Below are 23,547 nucleotides of genomic sequence, written 5' to 3' on the forward strand. Positions count from 1 at the left end.
CTTTACAAAACTTTACAACGTGTCCCATTTTGCACGTATCCCGGCTGTACCCCAAATACAGATAATTTCTAGCAATACCCTGTGAAGAGAGGGATTTAAAGATTAGAGACTAGAGGTTAGAGAATTTAGTAGTTTACACTTTTGCTCTTCACTACTTTACATATTTGCTACTGATTAGTTATGCTAGACACTAACTACTAACAACTAACCAATGTACAGACATGTAATAGCACGTCTGTACATTCACTTAATAATCAACCACCAGCAAAAATCACTGCTAATCCTCATCAAGAGCAGGAAAAAATTCCTCAAATTGCCATAAATCATTTCTGTTCTTAAAAAACCAAATTCGAGTTGCTGGGGTTAATTTACTCCAAATAATTTCAGGAGAGACATGAGGAGATGCATATCGATATTCCTGACCGAGAGCTTTGAGGTTTTCTGTAACATCGTCAGGGATACCAAATTCTTTCCAATCAACTTTTCTATATATTCCAGACACACCTGTAGCAGGATCAAAAATTAATTGTGCAGCTCTAATTAAGTCCGCAAAGTGTACTGGCTTGAGTTTGTTGATTTCCTGAAGTTGAAGTGATTCGTTATTTTCGCGAGACATCGTTCCTGGAGTGGTCAATAGTAATTATTTGTGGGATTTACTTTGATGAGACTCCTACCCCGATGCCTCTAGTTTAGCGCATAGCAGCAAATGAGCGATCGCTTATCTCTAAGAACGCAGCTGTGCAAGCATTAGCGCTGGATTCCAATAAGCACGTGTTGTTTGAATTTTGCCAAAATTGTTAATTTCAAACACTGTTATTCCTGCAAATGTCACTGATTTGTCATTTTTAGTTATTCCTTGCATAGTCCACTTAACTGCTGCTTCATTACCTGCAATAAAAATATGCTCAGTTGTTGCTTCTAATTTCTTAAATACTGTTTTTAACTGGTTGATAAATACAGCAAAATTTTCATGAATTTTTGCAGGTGGTTCTCCAACTGGGTCATAACTAATAGCATCTTCTGCGAAATTTTCAATCAAGCCTTCAGCATTCATGGCAGAAATATTGGCAAAATAGTTAGCAATTAAAGTGGCGATCGCTTCTTGTGAAATCGTATTCATATTGGACTATAACGTTAAAATATTCACTAAATATAATAATTATTCGCAAATAAATAAACATTTATTTAGCAGCAATAAATGTTTGTAGTGTAAAATTACTAAAATCACAACTGTCATAATTGCGAATAGCGCGTAGTAGTAAACTGGGGTTAATCTTGATATATTTGATTACCATCGGCACTATTTTTAAAGCTTCTAATACAATGAAAACTCTCTATGATTTGTCCATCAGCAGAGTATCTTGTCCAAATGCCATACCAATCTCTATTGACATGATATCGACAAAAATTATCCCAATTTTGTAGTTGTGCTGCTGTGTTGTCTGTACTCATGAATTTTGTTGTGAGTGCTTTAATTACTCATTCTTCATTTTCAACTAGAACTGTAACCGCAGCGACAGCTATCAACATTTCGTCATTTTTATCATCGAGTTCAGGGATAGCTTTTCCTTGGACGACCATTCCCCCAAGCTCAACACTCAAGGATTTACGACCAAAAGGTAGTACTGCTAGTACCTCTTGTTGGCGAACTTGTTCGGGATAGGGTACTGCAACTTGCACTTCTACAATCATCTCATTGGGATGGCTCAAGCCTGCTACTTCCCAAACACCAGGTAAAGCATTGTTGGCGATCGCATTTCTCACAGCCCTGGCTGCTGCTACTGTTGGATCTTGTCCATGCTGATCTATCCCCATTCCCATTTCGATAATCAATCGTTTACGTGTCATAGTTCTATTCACACTTATAAGATTTACTTATCACATTTATTTACTATTGTTTTGTTAAGTCATGTTGACTATTTGTAACAAAGTGCTTTACATTTATATACATAAGTTAATTTTTATTAATTCTCTTATCTCCTCTCGACATTTGGATTCCTCATGGTTGCCTCGGTGTTTCACATCGGGGTTTTTTGTTTTAGTTAGTTAGACAAATTAATTACACACATTGTTTTTCTGTTCCCCGTTCCCCGTTCTCTGTTAACACCTACCTCTTCAAAAATCGTTGACGCAGACGAAAAACAAAAATATTGACTTCTGGTAACTTCATCCAAGCAGCGATCGCACCAAAAACACCTAAACCAACTAAGCCAGATATAATTAACTGCATTAATTGAATCAACAAACCATCTACACCTAAAAATTGCTGTAAAACTTGAAGAGTCGCAAAACTAGCTATACCAGCGACAATGCTACCAGCAGTCAAACCGAATATCGGTAAACACCATTCTTGTAAAGGTAAGCCATTCAGCCTCCGGTTAAGCAAGAAAAAGAGCATCAACACAGAACTGCAATTTACTCCCACAGTTGCCAATACTAAACCAGCAGCACCAAAAGATTTAATTAAAAGAAAATCTAACAAAGCATTCAGGAAAATATTTATCATGCTGATCCGAAAGGGTGTTGCACCGTCGCCCAAAGCATAAAACACCCGTACTAAGACATCACGCGCCAAATAGACAAACATCCCAATTCCATTCGCAATTAGCAAAGAAGCTACCAGTTGTGAGTCCGTACCTTTAAAAGCACCGCGTTCGTACACGACTCGCACAATTGGCACTGCTAAAGTGATCATTAATGCGCCTAAAGGCAGCATCGTAAAAGCAGAAAGTAACAATCCTTGACGAATGCGTAATTTTAGCTCATCCCAATGTTCAGGAGCAGCAAGTCGGGCAAACATTGGTAACAGGGGAACCAAAATCACATTAGAAATAATTCCCAAAGGTGTCTGTACAAGTAACCCAGCGTTAGACAAAGCAGCAGCAACCCCTGTAAAAGGAATCAAAGAAGCAAAAAACAAATCTGTGTACAGGTTAATTTGCAGCATTCCTGACGAAAAAGTTGCTGGTAGCATGATTCTCATCACATCACTGACTCCAGGCTGATGAAAATCAAATCGCAACCGGAATTTACCCATACCCGCTTTGGCTTGGGCGATGACTTGTACTATCCACTGTAAAAACGCACCTACCAAAACACTCCCTGCTAAAACCATTCCACCTAACATGGCATATTCAGGTGTGCTAATTTTACTACCAAGTTGCCAAGTGAGAACACCAAGACCAACAACAACCGTAACGCTAGAAAATAAAGGACTAATTGAAGGTAGCCAATATTGATTAGCAGCATTGAGAACGCCAAAACCGATACCTATTAGACCAGCTAAGACAGCCATCGGTGCCATAATTTGCAGTTGATTAATGGCGATCGCTCTGATTAATTCTTTTCCTGGTACTTTTAAACCAGGTGCAAATAGGTCTATAAAAGTAGGTGCAAAAATCACAAAGAAAATTGATGCGATTAACAGCACTCCACCTACTAACGTTGTAATAGTTTCTACTAGAGGTGCTGCTTCTTCTTTCTTACGTTTAGCTAAAACACTGACAACAGCACTGTAAAAAGGCCCGTTAATTCCCCCTAACAAAATCAGTAGAAAACCAGGAATCGTGTAGGCATAATTAAAAGCATCAGCCGCAGGTCCCAAACCAAAAGCAGCAGCAATCACTTGCTGACGAACTAACCCAAATACCTTACTAATTAAAGTCGCGGCGGCAATAATACCAGCAATTCCAGCCAAGGAACGAGAAACTTTTTGTTCTTCTGTCACACCCAGTACCCGACAATTATACAGATAGCCCTATCTCTTGAACATTTAACCGGAAATCTGGTGGTTTGTCAGGGCGATTTTGAAAAAATAGTAGAGACGTAGCATTGCTACGTCTCTACAAGGGTTATGGTAAAAAAATAGTGGTTATTTGCTAGATCCATTCACAAATAACCACTAACTAACGACTATGAATTTCATTTAATGAGCGATCGCTGGTTTAGCATCTAGCATGATCCATAAAAAGGCAAGAGCCAAAATCAACATCAACCCTAAAAAGCGCAGCAAAGTATTTTTCATAAAAATAGTCCTTTGTCCGCTGCTAGTCAGCTGATCAATTATTTTTATTGCATCGCTAGTCTTCGCCATTCTCTTGTTCCTCTACGTAGGTGTGAACTTCTGGGTTTTCTTCAAATAAAAGCTTTCGTGTGAGTTTAAATATTGAGGCGACCTGTAGTCAACAATTGATATCCCCCGACAAAACAAGCCATTGAAAGGCAAAACTGCCAGAGACTTGTAGGGTTGAGGATAGCGCGGCTACTGAGAAAAATGAGAACAATCCCTATTCCCAGTACCACCCAACCTAAAGCCTTCTCCTGACGGGGTAGGACAAATAACATAAGAATTCCAGAAGTCAGACAGAGTATAGAAGCATCAGCAGCTATACCACGCCACCAATAGGGATATACATTGGTGGTGAAGTAAATATTTTGACCGAGAAAGTAAACTCCGGCTAGCAGTAATGCTAAACCAATCAACTTGAATAAAAATCTCATTATTTAAATGGTGACTTGTACTAAGCCTATATTGCCCAAATAAAGGAATTGAGGCTTCAATAGTAGAAACTTTAGAACAACATATAAGCCAAAGTAATAGACATAGGCGTGAAAATGAATGTAGAGACGTAGCATTGCTACATCTCTACAAGGATTTCAGGCAAGCCCTAATTAATTTTTGGAGATGTCTAATGACTACTTCCAATCTTTCCCAATTCTAATAGTGAGATCAGATTCTAAGTCACCTGTTGCTGAGACTTCAATTGTTCCCAAACCCAAGATTTTTTGCAGTTGTTCTGCGGCTTGGCGATTACCTTTTTGGGCAATAATTTTAGTTTCACTATGCCCGTCAGTCCAATCTGAGATAGCATAAACTTTTTTAAAGCCTTTGCTCTTGAGAGAATTGATCACCTTGCTAGTTAGTTGGGGTTGATTGGAAGCATTTTGAATCGCAATTTTGAGGCTAGGCAGCGATCGCGTATCTGGTTTGAGACCACCTATATTTACTCCTGTATAATTATTGAGCAAGTCAACTTTTCCAGTTAGATTCAACCAATAACTATCAGGATCTGCACTTAAACGACTGAAAATACCTGGTAGCAAGGTCATCTGAAAATTATCCCGCTCCATGTTCAAAGAGAAGTTGACTAGTGCCATCATCTCTTCAACTTTCAGGTTAGTGTCAAAGTACTTACGCATAATGTGAACTAACTGTGGCAATCTAGGTAAAACCGTTGGACTAAACAAGCGTTCGCGTAAACCCATTAACAATGTTTGCTGTCGCTGTATTCTGTTGAGATCCCCCAGATTACTATCGCGGTAACGCACAAACTCTTCAGCCTGTTCACCGTTGAGAGTTTGCCAGCCACTGACTAAATTAATAGAAAACTTAGCAGCAGAGTCTTTGTATTGCATCGGTTCGGGAACAAACACCTCTACTCCGCCCAACTGATCCACCAACTGCCGTAACCCGCTAGTAGACATACGAATGTAGCGATCAATCGGTGCATTACTCAGAGTACGACTGACAACCCGCGCCGCCAACACCGGGCCCCCTTGGGCGTTAGCTTGGGATACCTTAGTCAATCCCTTTGATTCTGGGATCGCAATCATAGTATCTCTAGGAATCGACAGCACCCGTATGGTATTATTTTCTGGGTTTAGTCTCACCAACAACATCGTATCGCTGCTCGCAGCATAACTTTCTGGTGAACCATCAACACTACCCCGGACTGGTTCGATACCCATGATCAGTATATTCATTGGGCGTGTGAGCTTGTATTGAGAAATGTTGCTCCAAATCTCCCCTGGTAATGGTGTTTTTTCTACGTCTGGCCCGCCCATCCCTAATTCTTCATCCGTTCGATCTATGTCGCTCCAGAGCGGAGTCCAAAGCGCTAAAGTCGATACTAATAATCCTGAGAGTGTGAACCCTACAACTATTGTCAAAAACCAAAATAGCCACCGAGGCATTGCCAAACCCAACCTCTGATAAAGTTGGCTGGGTATGGAACCGACAGATTCTACAAACTCAGATGAGATATTCGTTTTTTGCTGTGGGTTTGCCTCATCAGTTGATTTTTGTCCTTGTTGAGATTTACCCTGATTTTTGATCTGTGCTACTTGTTTAACCACAAACTATCTCCCCACTCATCCACTCCCTAAACCTAATGTTAATCGAAGCAACAAATCTTGCCAGTGACGAACACCACAGTACACTTAGTAGTGTTATTAAGTAAGTTTCTATGACAACATGACTCAAGCATTGTTCCCAGTAATTCTTGCTGGTGGTAAAGGTGAGCGTTTTTGGCCCCTCAGTCGCCAAAATCGACCCAAACAATTTTTAAGCCTAGATGGCAGATCTAGAAGTCTCCTACAAGCAACGGCTGATCGACTGCTACCACTAGCTGGCGGTTGGGATCGCTTATTGGTCATTACTTCTAGTCAAATAGCTCAAGGAGTTAAAGAACAACTACCCGAACTGCCACAGGATAACTTGCTAGTCGAATCTCAGGGAAGGGACACAGCCGCCGCAGTCGCTTGGACAAGCTTGGAAATCAAAAAGCGTTACGGAGATGACGCTATTATCGGCTTTTTTCCTGCTGACCACTGGATTGCTAACCAAGAATCTTTTGCAAGTACAATCAACGCAGCAATTGAACTAGCAGCAAACACAGCAGCGATTGTCACGCTGGGGATCAAGCCCACCTTTCCATCAACTGGCTACGGTTACATAGAACAAGGCGAACAGATTGGTTGCTTTAATGACTTGCCAGCTTATCATGTGAACCGCTTTACTGAAAAGCCTGACCGTCAAACGGCAGAAAATTTTCTAGCTACGGGACGTTTTAGCTGGAATAGCGGGATGTTTATTTTTCGGGCGGGTGTTGTTCTCAAGGAACTACAAATCCACGCTCCAGAAATTATTGAACCGTTGATACAGCACGGTCCTGATATCTATCCCCAGTTACCTAAGAAGAGTATAGACTATGCTCTCATGGAAAAAACGAATTTGACACATGTCTTACCAGTAGATTTTGGCTGGGATGATTTAGGTGATTGGAATGCGATCGAACGTTTATTAAAAAAAGCAGATAACCCAAATGTGGAACTATGTACTCACGTAGGGTTAGATACACAGGGTGCTATTGTTTATGCTAGCAATGCAGATGATGTTATAGTCACGATTGGTCTAGAAGATGTAGTTATTGTACGCGATCGCAATGTGACTCTTGTTGTCAAAAAAGACCGTACTCAAGAAATTAAGCAAATCCTCAAAACTTTGCAAAGCGATCCCCGATTTACAGAATTGTTGTAATAGGTTTCCAACTCTCCCCACCCTATAGGGATGGGGAATTCTGCCGAATTAGTTAAATTGTAGTGCGATCGCCTTCACTGTAGATTAACCTCAACACGATATTGAAGTACCTCAAAACGATATTGAAGTACCTCAATAACAAACCATCAATCAATAACAAGCAATCGCCAACAAACAACTACTTCGCTTTCGCTTCTAAATTTTCCAGACGACTTCTGAGTTCTTGGTTTTGTTGTTTGAGTTGATCGAGTTCCTCGCGTAGTTGTTTAACTGCGCTGTCTGTACCAATACTTTTTTGCACTTTGGCAATTTCTTCTTCAGCGTAGCGACGTACCCGTCCGTCTGCTGTTTGATCGCTAAGAGATTGCAAGATACTGATAGCTTTGGGAGTTTCCGTATGTCCCAAGGCTGTCAAAACTGCTACTTGAGTTAAAAAGAATCTTTCTTTAGCAAGTTCTGCCAAATGGTCTAAGATTCGTTCTACATTAGCAGGAGTTTGACCAACAGAAACTGTACCTAATGCCCGAATTGCCGCCAAACGCAAGGGCTGAGGGACACCCGCTTTAGTGTATTCCAAAATTAGATTTAAGGCTGCTTCGGAAGTTTTGAGCTTGGCTAAACCAGCGATCGCCCCACTGCGTACCACTTCATTCCAACCAGCTTTTTCTTCTAAAACTGTTTTTAGCAGTTTCAAAACTTTTTCTTCTTTGGGTTTTTCTTCTAAACTAGCAGCTGCAATTGTCCCAACGGCGCGAGCTGCTGCTGCTTCTACATAATAGCTAGAATCTCCATCCTCAACTACTTCTTTGACAGCCTTATAGCTGGCGTGGGTTTTAATTTTCGCTAGTGCTTCTACTACAGCTCTACGCACGTATGAATTTTCATCTTTTAACCCTAGCAGTAAAGCATCAAAAGCTTGATCTAACTTGATTTCTGCTAATTGAGCAGCTACTTCTACGCGCACACCCCAAAAAGGATCTTTTTGCAGTGCTGTTTCTAGTGCTTTGAGGACTTCCAATCCTCCTTTTTTCGCCAAGGCTTCAGCTGCGTAAATACGTGAAGTTGAATTAGGATCAAATTCTAACTGTGCTTTTAATTCTGGTACTGGGTACTCCAAGGAAACTGTTTTCAAGAAATTATTGCCAACATCAAAGCTGATAAATAAGGGTTTCTCTTGCAGTGGAAAATAAAAAGTTTGTTCGCGTTCGTGAACCCGTACCTTGAAAATTTTTAACTCAGCAGGCGCACCATTTTCAGCATACCCAAAACCAATGGGAACTCGCAGGTCAAATAAATTACTATTACTGCCATTACGTTCAGATGCTGCTTGAGTTTGAGTAACTGTGATTTTAACCAAGTTAGCATCACCATCCCAGGAGTAAGCTACTTTAAAATCAGGGTGTCCACCACGGTAAACATACTGGTCAAACAAGAATAAAAGATTACGTCCACTTGCTTTTTCGATCGCCCGCAATAAATCTATTGTTTCTACGGTTTTATGGGCATTATCTTGGACAAATGTCTGCATCGCTTGCCAAAACATTTCATCGCCCAATTCCGTACGAATCATGTGATACACACAAGACCCTTTTTCATAAATATGGCGATCATAAAGTTCGATCGCTTCTCGGTAAACGTGTGTCACCATCGGGCGGCGATAGCGGCCACTATCTTCTGCTAGATAGCTGCGGGCTTCTCCCAAGCGGTAATAGGCTGCTTCATCTGCACCATATTCATGCTCTGTCCACATTACCTCAGAGTAAGAAGCCATACCCTCTTTTACCCAAGCATGAGACCAGTGCTTGATGACAACCAAGTCACCAAACCATTGATGTGCCAGTTCGTGGACTACTAAACTTTCTGTGTTGCGGTTATCTAATGCTGCTTTAGCATCCAGCAAACATCTATCTGTCAACAGTGTGGTGGAAGTGTTTTCCATACCACCAAAGATGAAATCATCAACGCAGACTTGAGCATACTTGGGGTAGGCGTAAGTATAGCCATATTTTTCGCTTAAAAACTCCATCATGCGCGGAGTTTTGCCCATACTACGTTTGGCGTATGCTTCTCGTCCTTTTTCTACATAATAAGTGACAGGTTTACCATTCCACTCATCGCGAATTTCCGCAAAATCACCTACAGCTAATGTCATCAAGTAGGTAGGATGAATTTGTTGTTGCGACCAGTGGTATATTTTCTGGTCGCCATCTTCTTCTGTAGCAATGAGTTCACCGTTGGAAATAGCAATTAGGGACTTGGGAACACGAACGCGAATTTCGGAAGTAGACAATTGTCCTGGGTAGTCAAAGCAAGGAAACCAGAAGCGTGAGTCTTCATCTTCGCCCTGTGTCCAAACCTGGGTAGGTTTGTGGGGATAATGTTTTTCTGGTTGGATGAAGTAGATCCCTCTTTGGGGTTTTTGGACAGAGTAGGCGATCGCGATCGCAACTCGTTTATTGGCTATAGTCGGTGAATGCAGTTGAACCGACAATTTTTGACCGTCGTAATCAAACTTCTGGCTAACTTCATCCACTAATACTGATTCGATGTTCAAATTAACAGCATCTAATATCAAACGGTCAATACCATTACGGATAGGTAATAAAGTAATATTGCACTGACCTTGAACGCTTTGGTTAGAAATATCTAAATCGAGATCTAGAAAAATATGTTCAACCTGTCCGGGGCGATCAGGGTTATAGTGTGGTTTTGCCCCTGGTAACTCAAAAGATTTGTAGTGATGATTTTCTGTATCAAAAAAATAATAAGACATTGATGCCTACTGACCTTTTAATCCTGATAACTATTAACGGATTTAGCTAACAAAAAATGAAATTTTGCTACATAGTACACTTTTCCCAAATCGACTCTTAATACTCCTTGTTGTCATTTAGTTAAGAGTGTCCTATGCTCTATGTGGTTTTCATTGAGTAAAAATACTCTAAGGCTATTTGTATAGCTTTAGGATAGCTTGTTACTATATATTAATATTAATTTTTTTCGGTGAAGAATAGAAAAATTCTCAAAAATTATCTTCATGATTGTGTGTGAGTTTCGGTTTTATTTACAATCTAAGTGATGTTATTTACTAATTAAACCAGTAAAACTAAGTAAACAAAGTAGATAAAAACAAAAAAACTAAGCACCCCAAATGAAATCTTGTAAATGTCTTGATGACAAATTCATAAAAATATAATAGTAGAATATAAAGTGCTTAAGATCAAAACATTAAGTTTTGATTTTGTGATAAGGTGAGAGCCACAGTATGTAGCAAAAAACCAAAGGGTAAAGATGAAAGAATTATTTGCCCTGTGTCTGTTTTGTGCTGAGGGTAGAGGTAGAAATTAATTTAAAAGTATTTAATTTTTTAACAGCCTAATAATTTTATATCAGATCATCGGAATCACATTGCAACATCAAAAATCCAAAAACCAAAATATTTCACCCCGCCAACTAGCTTTTGTGGCATTGCGAGAAGTCCACAAGGGAGCTTATGCTGATGTAGCATTAGATCGAGTATTGCCCAAAGCAGATATAACAGATGGTGAAATTGGTGCAAACAGACTCAGCGATCGCCGTTTAGTGACAGAATTAGTCTATGGCTGCACTAGAAGACAGCGTACTCTCGATACCATCATCAATCAACTGGCCACAAAAAAGCCTCATCAGCAACCAAAAGACCTCTACACAATTCTGCATCTAGGCTTATATCAGTTGCTATATCAAGAACGAATTCCTCCTAGTGCTGCTGTTAATACTACCGTGGAATTAGCCAAGGAAAATGGTTTTGCTGGGCTGGCTGGTTTTGTAAATGGTTTATTGCGCCAATTTATTCGCTTGGTAGAGGAAGGGGGGGGACAAGGGGGACAAGGGGACACGGGTAACACAAATGAAATACTGATCGCGTCTTTTTTACAGCTACCAGAAAATCCTGTAGAACGTTTGGGTATTTTACACAGTTTTCCAGACTGGATTATTCAAGTTTGGATAGATCAATTTGGTGTTACCGAAACAGAGAAACTGTGTATGTGGATGAACCAAACCCCAACAATTGATCTGCGGGTGAATCCACTGCGATCTGATTTAAAAACAGTAGAAACAGCATTGCAAGCAGTTGGTGTTTCCTGTCAACGTCTTCCCCATCTACCACAAGCTTTAAGATTACTTAGTCACCCAGGTCAAATTCAAAATCTTCCTGGTTTCAGTGAGGGTTGGTGGAGTATCCAAGATAGTAGCGCTCAATTGGTTGGTCATTTCCTTGATCCCCAACCAAAAGAAGTAGTGATCGATGCTTGTGCTGCACCTGGTGGTAAAACTACTCATATTGCTGAGTTAATGCAGGATACTGGAAAAATTTGGGCGTGCGATCGCACTCCTTCTCGAATGCGGAAACTCAGACAAAACATTCAACGACTTAATCTCAAGTCTATAGAGATTTGCGTTGATGACAGCCGCAATTTACCTCAATTTCACAACTCTGCTCATAGTGTCTTATTAGATGCACCTTGTTCTGGTTTGGGTACTCTACATCGTCACGCTGATGCACGTTGGCGACAAACACCAGAGTCTGTACAAGAACTTTCAGTACTACAAAAAGAACTTATTTCACATACAAGTACTTTTGTCAAGGTAGGAGGAATATTAATTTATGCTACCTGTACATTGCATCCAGCCGAAAATGAAGCCGTAATTGAGTCATTCCTAGCAGAAAACCCAGATTGGAAAATAGAGAATTCGAGCCAAGATATATGTTTTTCAGGGTATTCCACGTCACAAGACTGGTTGAAAGTATTACCCCATCAACATGATATGGATGGCTTTTTCATGGTTCGTTTAAGAAAAACCAATGATTCAGGGTGAATACTGTTAGCGGTTGTAAGATTTCAAAGAGGGCAGAGTGAACTATAGGAGGCTGTGATGTCAGTGAACTCCAGTAATGTAAAAAACTTAGTTAAAATTCTGATTGGGGCGGCCTGGATCGATGGTAAAATCCAACCGGAAGAAAGGCAATATCTGCATCAAATAGCCCAAGAGAAGGGGGTAGCTAATGATCCAGATATCAAGCCCCTATTATATGAGTTAGTTCCTGTCATGCCAATCGAATGCTACGGCTGGGTAAAAGAATATCTGGGTGAGCATCCGAGTATGGAAGATTGTCAAAGCTTGATTCAAGCCATCAGTGGTTTAATTTACACTGACGATGAAGTAGCAATAGAAGAAGCAAAACTGCTGACGACATTACAACAATTATCTAACCAAGAGCAATCAACCCAAGCCGGATTAAACGCCCTTCTCAAACAAATTCAAAAGCTTTACCGTCGTTGGGTTGAAATTCAAAATTAAGCTGTCATTTGTTATTTGTCCTACCCTGCGGGTAGACACGGCGTGGCGCTACTTACCAGAAGTCGCTACGCGCCTACCGTAGGTAGCCGCTTGCGCGTCTATGTCATTTGTAATTAACTAATAACCAATGACCAATGACAATTTGCTCACACACCAGGTGTTTCATCTTTGTCAACCTTGGGGACAAAGTCAGGACGATTTTTATCTTCCCAGCCCACGGGACGCTTGGAGTTATACCAAGCAATTGAACCAATAGTAACAGCAGCAATAAAGCCTACTACATATACCGCAGTGAAAGCAAAGGGAAAATGAGGTTCGTTAGCTGCTTGTGCTGCTGTTTGCATTAATAAATTCATGAGTATAATCTCCTAGAATAAGTAACACTACTTAAAAACTTATAAAAAGAGCATACCATCCACATCCATCACAAGTCAGAGGGAAGGGAGGAGATTGGTGATAGTTAGTGGTCACAAATCAGTTAACAGTTAACAGTGAGTAATCGAATTTGATAACTGATAACTGTTCACTGACAAACTCATTGTGAGGAACTTGGCTTGAGTCTCTCTCGCCAAGAAGATGCAGGTGTAGAAATAGAAGAATTGCTAGCAGATGAGGTAGATCGTAATCGAGGAGTTACAGACGCAGAAGAATTTGAATATTGTCTATATCGTCGTCGTGGTTGGGATGAGGAAGATTCAGATTCATTATTTGCAACAGATTCGGAATTACGATAACGACGTCGATAGCTTTTTTGAGAATTAGAGTCGTCAGTTGCTTGCTGTTCTCGATAGCGGCGTCTGCGTCGTCTTGGGGTTTGTTCTTGCTGCTGTTGTTGCTGCTGTTCATAGTTTCTTCTGTATCTTCTTCTGCGAGATGATCTGCGATCGCTATCATCAGAATTTTCATCACCAGAAGGTGCAGGAGGATTAATAATTCGTTTAGCTTTAATGGGTTGGGCTTTGATAGTACCTTTGCGACCTTCTAGTTTAGGTCGTTGGGGAAATTTTTCAACTGGCATTCCTGCTGTTGCTTTTTCCATGAATTCATGCCATGTATAAGCAGCAGTGCTACTACCACCCCCAGTTGGTTTATTATCGTCGTTACCCAACCATACACCTGTTACTAACTGGGGTATAAAGCCAATAAACCACAAATCCCTAGCCTCATCGGTAGTACCAGTCTTACCTGCAACAGACCGATCATTGAGTTGGGCAGCACCACCAGTACCTTCATTGACCACATTACGCAACATCCAGGTCATTATCGCGGCACTTTCTGTATCTAAGGCTCGTTTGGGTTGAAAATTATCTCTCCAGATCACCTTACCTTGGCGGTTGAGAATCCGGGTAATACCGTGGGGTTCTACGTGTAATCCCTGAGTGGCAAAGGAACCATAAGCACTGGTTAATTCTAATAAGTTAACTTCGTTCGAGCCGAGAGCTAGAGAATACACCGACTTGAGTTCCGATTGAATTCCCATGTCATGGGCAAGTTTAATTGTCGGCTCAAATCCAATATTCATCAACACCTTCACCGCAATAATATTTACTGACTTGGTGAGGGCATCTCTCATATTCATCCAACCATGAAAACTCTCACTAAAGTTTTTTGGCTCGTAGCCATCCACAATTAAGGGTGCATCTTCATAACCATCATATGGATTCTTTCCAGTAGCAATAGCTGTTGCATACACAAATCCTTTAAAAGTCGAACCTGGCTGCCGTTTTGCCTGGGTAACTCGATTAAACTGGTTCTTACCAAAGTCTTTACCCCCCACCATGGCTTTAATAACACCAGTCCGAGGATCAATCGCCACTAAAGCAGCTTGTTTAAAGTCTTCCCAACTACCTTGGTTACGTAAAGTTTTATCAATGGCTTCTTCTGCTGACTTTTGCCAAGACAGGTTGAGAGATGTTTCCACCGTTAAACCACCTGCATTCAAAACTTCTGGTGAAACATATTTCGGTAATTCTTTCTGGACATAACTGATAAAATAGGGTGCTTCTACTTGCCAGCGTTTGGGCGGACTGGGTCTAACGGCTAATTTTTCGGCAACTGCGATATCTCTTTCAATTGTTGTAATGTACCCGTCTTCATACATTCTTTCTAAAACTAGATTCCGGCGCTGTTGGGCAGATGCTAAATTCACTTGGGGTGAAAAAGCATTTGGGGCGGGAGGTAAAGCAGCAATAGTTGCCATTTCTCCCAAGGTAAGTTCATGCACTGGTTTACTAAAGTACACTGACGCCGCATCTGCAACACCGTAGGCTCCTGAACCCAAATATACTAGGTTCAGATAACGCTCTAAAATTTGATCTTTAGATAATTGGTCTTCGATTTTTTGTGCTAGACGAGCTTCTTTGAGCTTACGCCAGATTGTCCGTTCTTGTTTGAGAAAGAGAATTCGTGCTAGCTGTTGTGTAATGCTGCTACCACCTTCTACAACGTTTTGCGATCGCAAATTATTTAAAACTGCTCTGACAATTCCTTGGGCATCAATACCATCGTGCTTGTAAAATCTTCTATCTTCTGAAGCGATAAAAGCTTTTTTGAGTTTATCTGGTATTTCCTCTAGTTTTATCTGTTCTCTAGTTGCTTCTCCCTGCTGTTGCAAAATTGTCCCATCAGCAGCTTTGATGGTTAGTGTTTGCTCTCTGACGACAGCACTTAATTCGTTTTTATCTGGTAATGTTTGGTCTATTGACCACACTCCATAACAAATAGCAGCGACTCCACCGCTTACACCCAAGCCAGCCCAAAACCAATAACGACGGTATAGGGGTTTATGACTACCAGGAAGCTTGGCAACTACTTGAGTTAATATCTGCTTGGCTTGCTCTAGTTTTGTTAGTGGTCTGTTCTCGTCATGGTTTTGTTCATTTGTGGATTCCTCATTTTCTTGGGGATCACCTGCTGGTGATCCAGATTTTTCTGTTTGAGGTTCACTCGATTTTGTTGTTCTTTCTTTAAACCAGGAGGTAAACTTCGCCACGTCAGCTCCTCACTTCCAGTAGTTCCAACCTAACCACCATGAAATTTTCAGATTGGTACACAACGTTTGTGTTTGTACAGTATCCTAATAAATTATTAGCTTAATTCACTATATAACAAATAATATTTTTTAAAATTAATATAAAAATTTTGCAGAAGTTTATACCTTCTGTTCAGTAATATTTTTAGTAGCAAAAAAGTTGAAAATATTTGCACACAGCAAACCCCAGCCAGAGACAAGAAAAAATGCCCAAAAAAGATGACTGGAAACGTGTTGCAATTGCTCTAGGTAGTAATCTTGGAGATTCCTACACAATTTTAGAAACAGCTATAGAAAATTTGGTGCAAATACCAGGTATTATTTTAGAAGAGAGATCCAATTGGTACCAAACTAAAGCTGTAGGACCACCACAACCAGATTATTTGAATGGTTGTGTAATCCTCCAAGTTAAAATTACACCATATTTATTATTGGCAAGTTTGCTAGAAGTAGAAACAAAATTTGGACGTGTCCGGAAAGAGCGTTGGGACCCTCGCACTTTGGATTTGGATTTATTGTTATATGATGACTTAATTTTGGATACGCCAAAACTCCAAATTCCCCATCCTAGAATGCGGGAGCGTGCTTTTGTGTTAGTGCCGTTAGCAGAAATTGCCCCAAATTGGGTAGAGCCGATCTCCGGACGCTCAATTCTGGAATTGAGTAAAGATATAGACTGTTCTGAAGTACATTTACTCAAAAATGTATGATATTACACCAAGATAATAGTTGTAGACAACTTAACGAGCCAGATCTTAAAGACGCTGAATTTTCACAATGTCCAGCGAGGGTTTTATGACGAGATGAGTGTGTAAAATTCCTAAAACCCATAAATCCTTTTTATCGTGATTTTTAGACTCAAAAACTTTAAATTATGCCATTAGGTAGAGAATTACCCCAGCTACTAAAACAATCTCTGTTCTACAGAGGACGTAAGTTTAATTTTGAGGTCAATCGCCTACGTTTGCCTAACAAATCAGAAGGAGAATGGGAGTGTATTCGTCACCCTGGAGGTGCTTTGGCTGTACCTATAACCTCAGAAGGTAAACTCGTTCTCGTACGTCAGTATCGTTTTGCTGTTGGGGGAAGGTTGTTAGAGTTTCCTGCGGGAACTGTAGAAGTAAATGAAGACCCTTTGGATACAGTGAAGCGGGAAATCGAAGAAGAAACAGGCTATCGCGCTCACAAGTGGCAAACATTAGGAAAATTTTTTCTTGCTCCAGGGTATTCTGATGAAATTATTTACGCTTATTTGGCTCAAGATTTAGAAAAACTCGAAACACCACCAGCACAAGAAGAAGATGAGGATATCGAAACAGTTTTACTAACTCCGCAAGAATTAGAGAAAGCAATTCTACAAGGTGAACCTATAGATGCTAAATCGATTTCCAGCTTTTTCCTAGTTCGCGATTTCCTTTTGGGCGACAAAAAGGAGCTCTGAGGCTAAGGTGATTTTTCAAAATAATCTTACCGATTAGAAGGGCGAACAGCCCCTTCTTCCCCTATGATGGAATGATGTTGTGTGGTAATTTTTATTCTGGAAATCACCTAATCTCTTAATTTAGCTTATTTGGCGTTGACGCGTTGCCCTGTAAACGGGAACGTCCCTACCACGGAACCTTCTTCTGAGAGTGGATTCGCGTTTAAAGCGAAGGAACGAACCGTAATTGTTCCTTGTACTGTCTGAGTTTGTTGATCGAACGTTGCACCAATATCAGAGCGAGCAATATCGTTAACTCCGTCGTCTCCTGGAAAACCAAAGTTTATTCCTGTGGCGGAAATTTCTCTGTTCCCGGTACATTTATAAGCGCCCTGGGTATCCCCGAAAGGATTGAAAGAATCCTTCACACCACCTTGGTTGGAGTCAATAACGAAAATGTTACCGTCTTGCGTAAGTGTAATCATTCCACGAGACGCAAAATTACCATTCGCATCAACGATTGTTGTCAGATATGTACCCGTGACAAATTTGCTACATTTTGAAAGAGGAGTTACCTCTTCGGGTTGGGCGATCGCAAACTGTGGGTTCAAAGCATGTGCAATTGTGAAGGTTGATAAAGTAGAAATCGCCAACGTGACGAAAATTTTACAAATTCTTGTCACAAAGTATCTCCCTAAGTGAGTAAAAAAATTGATATTAAAGCATTGAATTTTTCTGATATTACCAGGTCTGGTGACATAAATTTATTTTCAATTAGATTAATCACAGCAATAATTTAACCTTGTGCTATATTATGTATATAGTTGTAAACAACCCAGAGCAATAAGCTCTGCCTTTTTGAGACTACGACCGCTTAGGCAACAAGGAGGTGATGCCCATGACAGATAGTAGTAAACGCATGGGTCATCAGGTTGCAGGAAGCCGGCTGTGTGCCGGGGCTGTTCTCTAAAAGTCAGCTTTAGTCTTAATTGAGAGACTAGTTTACCTCAAGCAGCAAAGCTGATTTGGAGTTCCATCCGGCAGTTAGGTTGCAACCTGAAGACCCAACTAGACCGCTCTTACCTAGATCACCCGATCTAAAGTAAGAGCGGATAGTTTTTATGTATAAGTATGTATACTAGAATTCAGTGCGTAAAGCTTGTCGCAAAAGTTCAGTCAGTTTCATCTTGAGTACATTAGACATAGATAAAACAAAAATTTTTTACCCCACCCTAAGCTTAAGCGAGGAGGAAACTAAATATTCTCCTGGTTTACGGTAATTAGATTGAGTTATAAGTTTTACCTAAGTTTAAATTAAAAAAAATTATAAAAAACTATAAATATGTATCAAATCGTGGGAACCACACGCAATTAAGTGCGTCTCAAGTATGGAGTCGAAGTAAAGCTAAATACTTCATATAAAAAACTCAAAAGCATCTAACTTTTAGCTGAGGTACGTAAAAAGTAAAAAGTTAAGTTACTTCAAGCCTACTATTTTTCATCTTGCTAAGTCATAATAAATTAAGATTTATGGCTTGGTAAAAGGGCAAAAGTTAGACTAGCAGTTACTATATATCAGCCTCATTGGAGATGCAAAATATCACTAACTAATTAAATTGGGAGGATGATATGGCACAGTTACTTACAGAGGCAGAAGTTCAAGATTTGTCAAACAACCTCTCAGGCTGGACAATAGAGGGATCAAAATTGCGCTCTCAGTATCAGTTTAAAGATTTTTTACAGGCAATGGACTTTGTAAATAAACTTGTTGAACCCGCTGAGTCCGCAGGGCATCATCCAGATATAGAGATTTCTTATAACAAAGTTAGAATCACACTAACGACTCATGATGCAGGTGGTTTAACACGGAAAGATTTTGAATTAGCCAAGGAGATTTCTCAAATAAGTTAAGTAATAACTCTTAGTGAATAAACTCAGAAATTACAACAAACCTGTGTGAGTTTTAACAACTAGATTCTGAGTATGGTTTTGTAGGAGACGATCGCTCTGATGAGAGAAATGACGAATCATGCTTGAAATTTCAAGAAAAAGCGAGGCAAATGTGACAGTTGTATATGCGAACTCTCACGTATTGTCTTCTCTCTCAGATGTTTTATAATGACAAGCTATAAAGATATGTTTTTGCATAGGTTAATCACATATAAGTTATCTATAGGGAATTTAATTTACTGTTTAGCTTGGCAAAAACTAAAATTGTCTTTGGGGCAGTATGCCTCATCCACAGGTTTCAACGAGAAGTTGCATGTTTGGCAATAGTTGCAGCAAATTAAATGTTTAGAACGAGGTGTGAGGAGAACAACGAAGATGTCTAATATCTTGTGGAAATCATTAGTGGTAAGTCCAGCAGTTTTAGGAGCCGCACTGTTGGTTTCAACAACTGCGATCGCAGCCCCTAACAGCGCTACCCCTGAAGTAGTCAAAGCAGATTTATCTACAAATCAACAACAGCAAAATAATTCTGCTTCTGTTGTACCAACCCAAACAACTGTTGTACCAACTCAAACAACCGAGCAATCAGATATCTTGGCTCAGGTACAACAACAAACACAGATACCACAGCTAGCTCAAGTACAGCAAGTACAGCAAGTACAGCAAACAGAAGTTAACGTCCTAGACCAAGTTAACCAATACGGTAGCGAAGGGAAAGTTGCTAATTCCCAATCGCAGGTAACATCGGTTTCTCAGTTTTCTGACGTACAACCAACTGACTGGGCATTTCAAGCACTTCAGTCCTTGGTTGAGCGCTATGGCTGTATTGCAGGTTATCCCAACGGTACTTATCGTGGGAACCGCCCCATGACCCGCTACGAATTCGCCGCAGGCTTGAATGCTTGTTTGGATCGGGTCAATGAATTAATCGCTACAGCTACAGCTGATTTGGTAACTAAAGAAGATTTGGCGACCTTACAGCGCTTACAAGAAGAATTTTCCGCAGAACTAGCAACCTTACGCGGTCGTGTAGATGCATTAGAAGCACGTACAGCTGAGTTGGAAGCTAACCAGTTCTCAACCACAACCAAGTTAGTTGGTGAAGCAATCTTTGCTCTGACTGATTCTTTTGGTGACAACGATAACAACAACACCGTCTTCCAAGATAGGGTTCGTTTAGACTTACAAACCAGTTTCACTGGTAGAGACATATTACACACCCGTCTTGCTGCTGGTAATGCTCAAAGATTAGACATCGGTGGGAACGGTGGTGCTGAAGGTCTGCAAACCTTTAACATTGGTAATACTGGTAACAACGACGTCGATATAGACTGGTTGGCATACTACTTCCCAGTGGGTGATAATGCCAGAGTTTATGTTGCTGCGACTGGTGGTATTTGGAGTGACGTTGCTGCGACCGTTAACCCTTACTTTGAAGACTATGACGGTGGTAATGGTGCGTTGTCTACCTTTGCTTCGGAAAACCCCATTTTCCGTATTGGTGGTGGCGCTGGTGCAGCAGTGAACTTCGGCTTTGGCAACAAGCGTACTTTCCTTCTACCAACTTCAGTCACAGTGGGTTACTTAGGATCTGAAGCTAGTAATCCCACTGATGGTTCAGGTATATTCGACGGTAACTATGCCGCTCTCGGACAGCTGAACTTTAATTTAGGCGATCGCTTGGCATTAGCTGCTACTTACGTTCACGGCTATCATGGTGCAGGCAGTTCTCTGTTTGATGCGGGTTCTGTAAATAGTTCTGTAGTAGGTACTAGTCAAGCCAATACCTTGAGTACTACAGACGGGTCTTCCAGCAATTCCTACGGCTTGTCAGCAGCCTTTAGACCCAGCGATAGATTCTCTGTAAGTGGCTTCGTTTCTTACCACGATGTCAGTGGTAACGGCTCTGGTGATGACTTTGAAGCTTGGAGCTACGCTTTAGGAGTAGCCTTCCCAGACCTTGGTAAGAAAGGTAACGTTTTAGGTATTCTGGCTGGTGCTGAACCCTATTCTCGCAACAGATTTGCAAATGTAGATGATGGTGATGTACCATACCACTTTGAAGGCTTCTACAAATATCAAGTCAGCGACAATATCTCCATCACTCCTGGTGTGATCTGGGTGACTTCTCCTGGTCAAGATAGCAATAACGATGATGCGATTATCGGTACACTCAGAACAACCTTCACATTCTAATTTAGTTTTTTGTTAGTAGTTGCTAGTTGATTGGTGGTTTTTCCCACTAATCAATAAACAATCAACAACAGCAAAACTTTTCCCCGCCTTTGAGCGGGGTTTTTTATATTTTTAATTATCAAAATAACAAACCCCAGTGGAGAACCGGAGTATACTAAAAAAGTAAAGGGATCATTTCTTTCACATTCTTAGCTGTGGAACTATCGTGTAAATCGGAATACGCAATTCTTGCTTTGTTAGAATTAGCAATTCGTTATCAAAGTGGAGAACCCCTGCAAATTCGTCAAATTGCAGCACAACAAAATATACCTGACCGCTACTTAGAACAACTGCTAGCAATCTTGAGGCGTGGGGGTCTAATCAAAAGCCAACGAGGATCAAAAGGTGGTTATTTGTTGGCGCGAGAACCTTGGAAAATCACGCTTTTTGAAGTTTTGGGATGTGTAGAAGGCTTAGATAAGGTGCATAGTCATGAAGAAGATAAGCCCAAAACTGTAGATGGTGCTGTTGTAGAAGAAATTTGGCAAGAAGCACGTCAGGCAGCAAACTCAGTTTTACATAAATACACACTTGCCGATCTTTGTGAAAAACGCGATTCACGACGGCAGTTGAATATTATGTATTACATTTAGTCATTTGTCATTAGTCATTTGTTTTGTACTAATGACAATTGACAATTGATCACCATTGACCATTGACCGAGGACAAATAAACTAATGCGAATTGCTCGTAATATCACAGAACTCATCGGACGTACACCTTTAGTACAGCTCAACCGTATTCCTCAAGCAGAAGGCTGTGTAGCCGAGATTATCGTCAAGTTAGAAAGTATGAATCCAGCCGCATCGGTGAAAGACCGAATCGGGATCAGCATGATTAATGCTGCTGAAGAAGAAGGATTGATTATTCCTGGTAAGACTGTATTAGTAGAACCCACTTCTGGTAATACGGGGATAGCCTTAGCAATGGTAGCAGCAGCTAAAGGTTATCGATTGATTTTAACAATGCCAGAGACAATGAGTGCTGAACGACGGGCAATGTTGCGGGCTTACGGTGCAGAACTTGAACTGACACCAGGAATTGAAGGTATGAGTGGCGCGATTCGGCAAGCACAAGAGATAGTTGATAAACTGCCCAATGCGTACATGTTGCAGCAATTTCGTAACCCTGCGAATCCGAAAATTCACAGAGCAACAACGGCAGAGGAAATCTGGGAAGATACTGAAGGTAAAGTAGATATAGTTATAGCTGGAATAGGTACTGGTGGTACGATTACGGGTGTAGCAGAGGTGATCAAAGCACGCAAACCCACTCTGAAAGCGATCGCAGTTGAACCAACTAACAGTCCAGTTTTATCGGGAGGAAAACCCGGAGCGCACAAAATTCAGGGGATTGGTGCAGGATTTGTGCCTCAAGTACTAAAGGTAGATTTAATTGACGAAATTATTACTGTCAGTGATGACGAAGCGATCGCCTATGGACGGCGTTTAGCTAGAGAAGAAGGGTTACTCTCTGGCATTTCTAGTGGTGCAGCTTTGTATGCAGCAGTTCGTGTCGCCCAACGCCCAGAAAACGAGGGACGCTTAATTGTGATGATTCAGCCCAGTTTTGGGGAAAGGTATTTAAGTACACCATTGTTTCAAGACTTGGTAGAAGCCAGAGTCGGTAACAGTTAAATGAGTACTTGGTTAAACTGTTAAAATCTTGAAGGCAGGTAAGCTCAAGTTTTCACCTACCTTTCATCCCCGCACTATGTAGTGACGGGGCTTTCAGGATGTTCTCTAAATGGTAAATAATAACCACTACGAAACTCTTAAAGTAAGTCCTAACGCTAGCCAAGCAGAGATTAAGCAAGCCTACCGCCGCTTGGTCAAGCAATATCATCCTGATAGTAATCAAAAAACGGCAGATAGCGAGCAAATCATCCGTATTAATGCAGCATATGAAGTCTTAGGTGATGCCGAAAATCGCCAAAGTTATGATCGACGAATTCATAACAAACTTAAGCAACAATCCAGTAGCAGACAACAGCGTAGCACTGCTGCTGGACAGCAATATCAAACCAAAAGACAAACTGGAAGAGACATTGATGATCAAATTGAAGAATGGCTACGTCAGGTTTATCAACCAACTAGTCGCCTAGCGTATGTCATTCTTTATTCTTTGAAAACACAAATTGAAAAACTAGCAGCTGATCCTTTTGATGATGAGCTTTTAGAAGATTTTCAGGATTATTGTAACTGCCTAGCTAGTAGTATTTGAGGAAAGGAAAACAGAGACATTACCTTG

Annotated in this window: 20 protein-coding genes and 1 pseudogene; 10 read left to right on the plus strand and 11 right to left on the minus strand. The window is 40.7% G+C overall.

Translation table 11 applies throughout. The features are described 5' to 3' along the window. Nucleotides 1-277: 277 nt before the first annotated feature. The 7 genes from AC5JMK_RS00160 to AC5JMK_RS00190 all read right to left on the minus strand — a co-directional run bounded on the left by AC5JMK_RS00160 (nucleotide 278) and on the right by AC5JMK_RS00190 (nucleotide 6,135). Nucleotides 278-616, minus strand: a complete 339-nt coding sequence (locus tag AC5JMK_RS00160; RefSeq protein WP_096677928.1) for a hypothetical protein — start codon at nucleotides 614-616, stop codon at nucleotides 278-280. Between the two features lie 108 nt (nucleotides 617-724). Beyond that, nucleotides 725-1,120 carry a nuclear transport factor 2 family protein gene (locus AC5JMK_RS00165; RefSeq protein ID WP_495909113.1) on the minus strand — a complete coding sequence of 132 codons (396 nt, stop codon included), beginning with the start codon at nucleotides 1,118-1,120 and terminating at the stop codon, nucleotides 725-727. Between the two features lie 149 nt (nucleotides 1,121-1,269). Continuing rightward, on the minus strand, nucleotides 1,270-1,452 hold the full coding sequence (locus tag AC5JMK_RS00170) for a DUF3598 family protein (RefSeq protein WP_495909114.1): 183 nt from the start codon (nucleotides 1,450-1,452) through the stop codon (nucleotides 1,270-1,272). Between the two features lie 27 nt (nucleotides 1,453-1,479). Further along, nucleotides 1,480-1,848, minus strand: a complete 369-nt coding sequence (locus AC5JMK_RS00175; RefSeq protein WP_096677930.1) for a Lin0512 family protein — start codon at nucleotides 1,846-1,848, stop codon at nucleotides 1,480-1,482. Between the two features lie 259 nt (nucleotides 1,849-2,107). Next, nucleotides 2,108-3,727, minus strand: coding sequence for a murein biosynthesis integral membrane protein MurJ (gene murJ, locus AC5JMK_RS00180; protein ID WP_096677931.1), 1,620 nt, complete (start codon nucleotides 3,725-3,727; stop codon nucleotides 2,108-2,110). Between the two features lie 431 nt (nucleotides 3,728-4,158). Then, nucleotides 4,159-4,500, minus strand: a complete 342-nt coding sequence (locus tag AC5JMK_RS00185) for a hypothetical protein (protein ID WP_096677932.1) — start codon at nucleotides 4,498-4,500, stop codon at nucleotides 4,159-4,161. Between the two features lie 195 nt (nucleotides 4,501-4,695). Then, nucleotides 4,696-6,135 (minus strand): LCP family protein, encoded by a 1,440-nt coding sequence (locus AC5JMK_RS00190; RefSeq protein WP_096677933.1) that lies wholly within the window; start codon nucleotides 6,133-6,135, stop codon nucleotides 4,696-4,698. Between the two features lie 118 nt (nucleotides 6,136-6,253). Between AC5JMK_RS00190 and AC5JMK_RS00195 the strand changes: the two genes are divergently transcribed. Continuing rightward, nucleotides 6,254-7,318 (plus strand): mannose-1-phosphate guanylyltransferase, encoded by a 1,065-nt coding sequence (locus tag AC5JMK_RS00195; protein WP_495909115.1) that lies wholly within the window; start codon nucleotides 6,254-6,256, stop codon nucleotides 7,316-7,318. A gap of 178 nt (nucleotides 7,319-7,496) precedes the next feature. Here AC5JMK_RS00195 and AC5JMK_RS00200 read toward each other — a convergent pair whose 3' ends face one another. Then, nucleotides 7,497-10,091 (minus strand): M1 family metallopeptidase, encoded by a 2,595-nt coding sequence (locus AC5JMK_RS00200; protein WP_096677935.1) that lies wholly within the window; start codon nucleotides 10,089-10,091, stop codon nucleotides 7,497-7,499. Nucleotides 10,092-10,726: 635 nt separating this feature from the next. Here AC5JMK_RS00200 and AC5JMK_RS00205 point away from each other — a divergent pair. Together AC5JMK_RS00205 and AC5JMK_RS00210 are read left to right on the plus strand one after the other, a co-directional pair. Beyond that, on the plus strand, nucleotides 10,727-12,178 hold the full coding sequence (locus AC5JMK_RS00205) for a 16S rRNA (cytosine(967)-C(5))-methyltransferase (RefSeq protein ID WP_096677936.1): 1,452 nt from the start codon (nucleotides 10,727-10,729) through the stop codon (nucleotides 12,176-12,178). A gap of 57 nt (nucleotides 12,179-12,235) precedes the next feature. Then, nucleotides 12,236-12,661 carry a tellurite resistance TerB family protein gene (locus tag AC5JMK_RS00210; protein ID WP_096677937.1) on the plus strand — a complete coding sequence of 142 codons (426 nt, stop codon included), beginning with the start codon at nucleotides 12,236-12,238 and terminating at the stop codon, nucleotides 12,659-12,661. 146 nt (nucleotides 12,662-12,807) lie between these two features. Here the strand turns inward: AC5JMK_RS00210 and psb35 are convergent, their stop codons facing one another. Both psb35 and AC5JMK_RS00220 read right to left on the minus strand, forming a co-directional pair. Continuing rightward, nucleotides 12,808-13,017 (minus strand): photosystem II assembly protein Psb35, encoded by a 210-nt coding sequence (psb35, locus tag AC5JMK_RS00215; RefSeq protein WP_016859367.1) that lies wholly within the window; start codon nucleotides 13,015-13,017, stop codon nucleotides 12,808-12,810. A gap of 179 nt (nucleotides 13,018-13,196) precedes the next feature. Continuing rightward, a complete protein-coding gene (locus AC5JMK_RS00220; RefSeq protein ID WP_495909116.1) occupies nucleotides 13,197-15,653 on the minus strand; it encodes a transglycosylase domain-containing protein in 2,457 nt (818 codons plus the stop codon). Between the two features lie 245 nt (nucleotides 15,654-15,898). On the opposite strand from AC5JMK_RS00220, the gene folK reads away from it, so the two are divergent. Both folK and AC5JMK_RS00230 read left to right on the plus strand, forming a co-directional pair. Further along, entirely contained in the window at nucleotides 15,899-16,402 is a 504-nt protein-coding gene (gene folK, locus AC5JMK_RS00225; RefSeq protein ID WP_096677939.1) for a 2-amino-4-hydroxy-6-hydroxymethyldihydropteridine diphosphokinase, read from the plus strand. Nucleotides 16,403-16,566: 164 nt separating this feature from the next. Continuing rightward, on the plus strand, nucleotides 16,567-17,133 hold the full coding sequence (locus AC5JMK_RS00230) for an NUDIX hydrolase (RefSeq protein ID WP_096677940.1): 567 nt from the start codon (nucleotides 16,567-16,569) through the stop codon (nucleotides 17,131-17,133). Nucleotides 17,134-17,258: 125 nt separating this feature from the next. Here the strand turns inward: AC5JMK_RS00230 and AC5JMK_RS00235 are convergent, their stop codons facing one another. After that, the gene (locus AC5JMK_RS00235) at nucleotides 17,259-17,765 is read right to left on the minus strand and encodes a hypothetical protein (protein WP_495909117.1); all 507 of its coding nucleotides are present in this window, start codon (nucleotides 17,763-17,765) and stop codon (nucleotides 17,259-17,261) included. A 976-nt stretch (nucleotides 17,766-18,741) separates the two neighbouring features. Between AC5JMK_RS00235 and AC5JMK_RS00240 the strand changes: the two genes are divergently transcribed. The 5 genes and pseudogenes from AC5JMK_RS00240 to AC5JMK_RS00260 form a co-directional block, all read left to right on the plus strand. After that, complete coding sequence (locus AC5JMK_RS00240) at nucleotides 18,742-19,023, plus strand: 4a-hydroxytetrahydrobiopterin dehydratase (protein ID WP_096677942.1); 282 nt, start codon at nucleotides 18,742-18,744, stop codon at nucleotides 19,021-19,023. 414 nt (nucleotides 19,024-19,437) lie between these two features. Then, nucleotides 19,438-21,258 carry an iron uptake porin gene (locus AC5JMK_RS00245; protein ID WP_096677943.1) on the plus strand — a complete coding sequence of 607 codons (1,821 nt, stop codon included), beginning with the start codon at nucleotides 19,438-19,440 and terminating at the stop codon, nucleotides 21,256-21,258. Between the two features lie 194 nt (nucleotides 21,259-21,452). Beyond that, complete coding sequence (locus AC5JMK_RS00250; RefSeq protein ID WP_096677944.1) at nucleotides 21,453-21,890, plus strand: RrF2 family transcriptional regulator; 438 nt, start codon at nucleotides 21,453-21,455, stop codon at nucleotides 21,888-21,890. Between the two features lie 84 nt (nucleotides 21,891-21,974). Continuing rightward, complete coding sequence (cysK, locus tag AC5JMK_RS00255; protein ID WP_096677945.1) at nucleotides 21,975-22,934, plus strand: cysteine synthase A; 960 nt, start codon at nucleotides 21,975-21,977, stop codon at nucleotides 22,932-22,934. 109 nt (nucleotides 22,935-23,043) lie between these two features. Beyond that, nucleotides 23,044-23,502, plus strand: a pseudogene (locus tag AC5JMK_RS00260) (J domain-containing protein); the annotation flags it as partial. Between the last annotated feature and the right edge of the window lie 45 nt (nucleotides 23,503-23,547).

The sequence above is a fragment of the Pelatocladus sp. genome, assembly GCF_059505505.1.

Excerpts from the sequence above, each read along its gene's own strand:
- AC5JMK_RS00160 (WP_096677928.1), bottom strand. The coding sequence starts at position 616 with ATGTCTCGCGAAAATAACGAATCACTTCAACTTCAGGAAATCAACAAA.
- AC5JMK_RS00165 (WP_495909113.1), bottom strand. The coding sequence starts at position 1,120 with ATGAATACGATTTCACAAGAAGCGATCGCCACTTTAATTGCTAACTAT.
- AC5JMK_RS00170 (WP_495909114.1), bottom strand. The coding sequence starts at position 1,452 with ATGAGTACAGACAACACAGCAGCACAACTACAAAATTGGGATAATTTT.
- AC5JMK_RS00175 (WP_096677930.1), bottom strand. The coding sequence starts at position 1,848 with ATGACACGTAAACGATTGATTATCGAAATGGGAATGGGGATAGATCAG.
- AC5JMK_RS00185 (WP_096677932.1), bottom strand. The coding sequence starts at position 4,500 with ATGAGATTTTTATTCAAGTTGATTGGTTTAGCATTACTGCTAGCCGGA.
- AC5JMK_RS00195 (WP_495909115.1), top strand. The coding sequence starts at position 6,254 with ATGACTCAAGCATTGTTCCCAGTAATTCTTGCTGGTGGTAAAGGTGAG.
- AC5JMK_RS00200 (WP_096677935.1), bottom strand. The coding sequence starts at position 10,091 with ATGTCTTATTATTTTTTTGATACAGAAAATCATCACTACAAATCTTTT.
- AC5JMK_RS00210 (WP_096677937.1), top strand. The coding sequence starts at position 12,236 with ATGTCAGTGAACTCCAGTAATGTAAAAAACTTAGTTAAAATTCTGATT.
- psb35 (WP_016859367.1), bottom strand. The coding sequence starts at position 13,017 with ATGAATTTATTAATGCAAACAGCAGCACAAGCAGCTAACGAACCTCAT.
- folK (WP_096677939.1), top strand. The coding sequence starts at position 15,899 with ATGCCCAAAAAAGATGACTGGAAACGTGTTGCAATTGCTCTAGGTAGT.
- AC5JMK_RS00230 (WP_096677940.1), top strand. The coding sequence starts at position 16,567 with ATGCCATTAGGTAGAGAATTACCCCAGCTACTAAAACAATCTCTGTTC.
- AC5JMK_RS00240 (WP_096677942.1), top strand. The coding sequence starts at position 18,742 with ATGGCACAGTTACTTACAGAGGCAGAAGTTCAAGATTTGTCAAACAAC.
- AC5JMK_RS00245 (WP_096677943.1), top strand. The coding sequence starts at position 19,438 with ATGTCTAATATCTTGTGGAAATCATTAGTGGTAAGTCCAGCAGTTTTA.
- cysK (WP_096677945.1), top strand. The coding sequence starts at position 21,975 with ATGCGAATTGCTCGTAATATCACAGAACTCATCGGACGTACACCTTTA.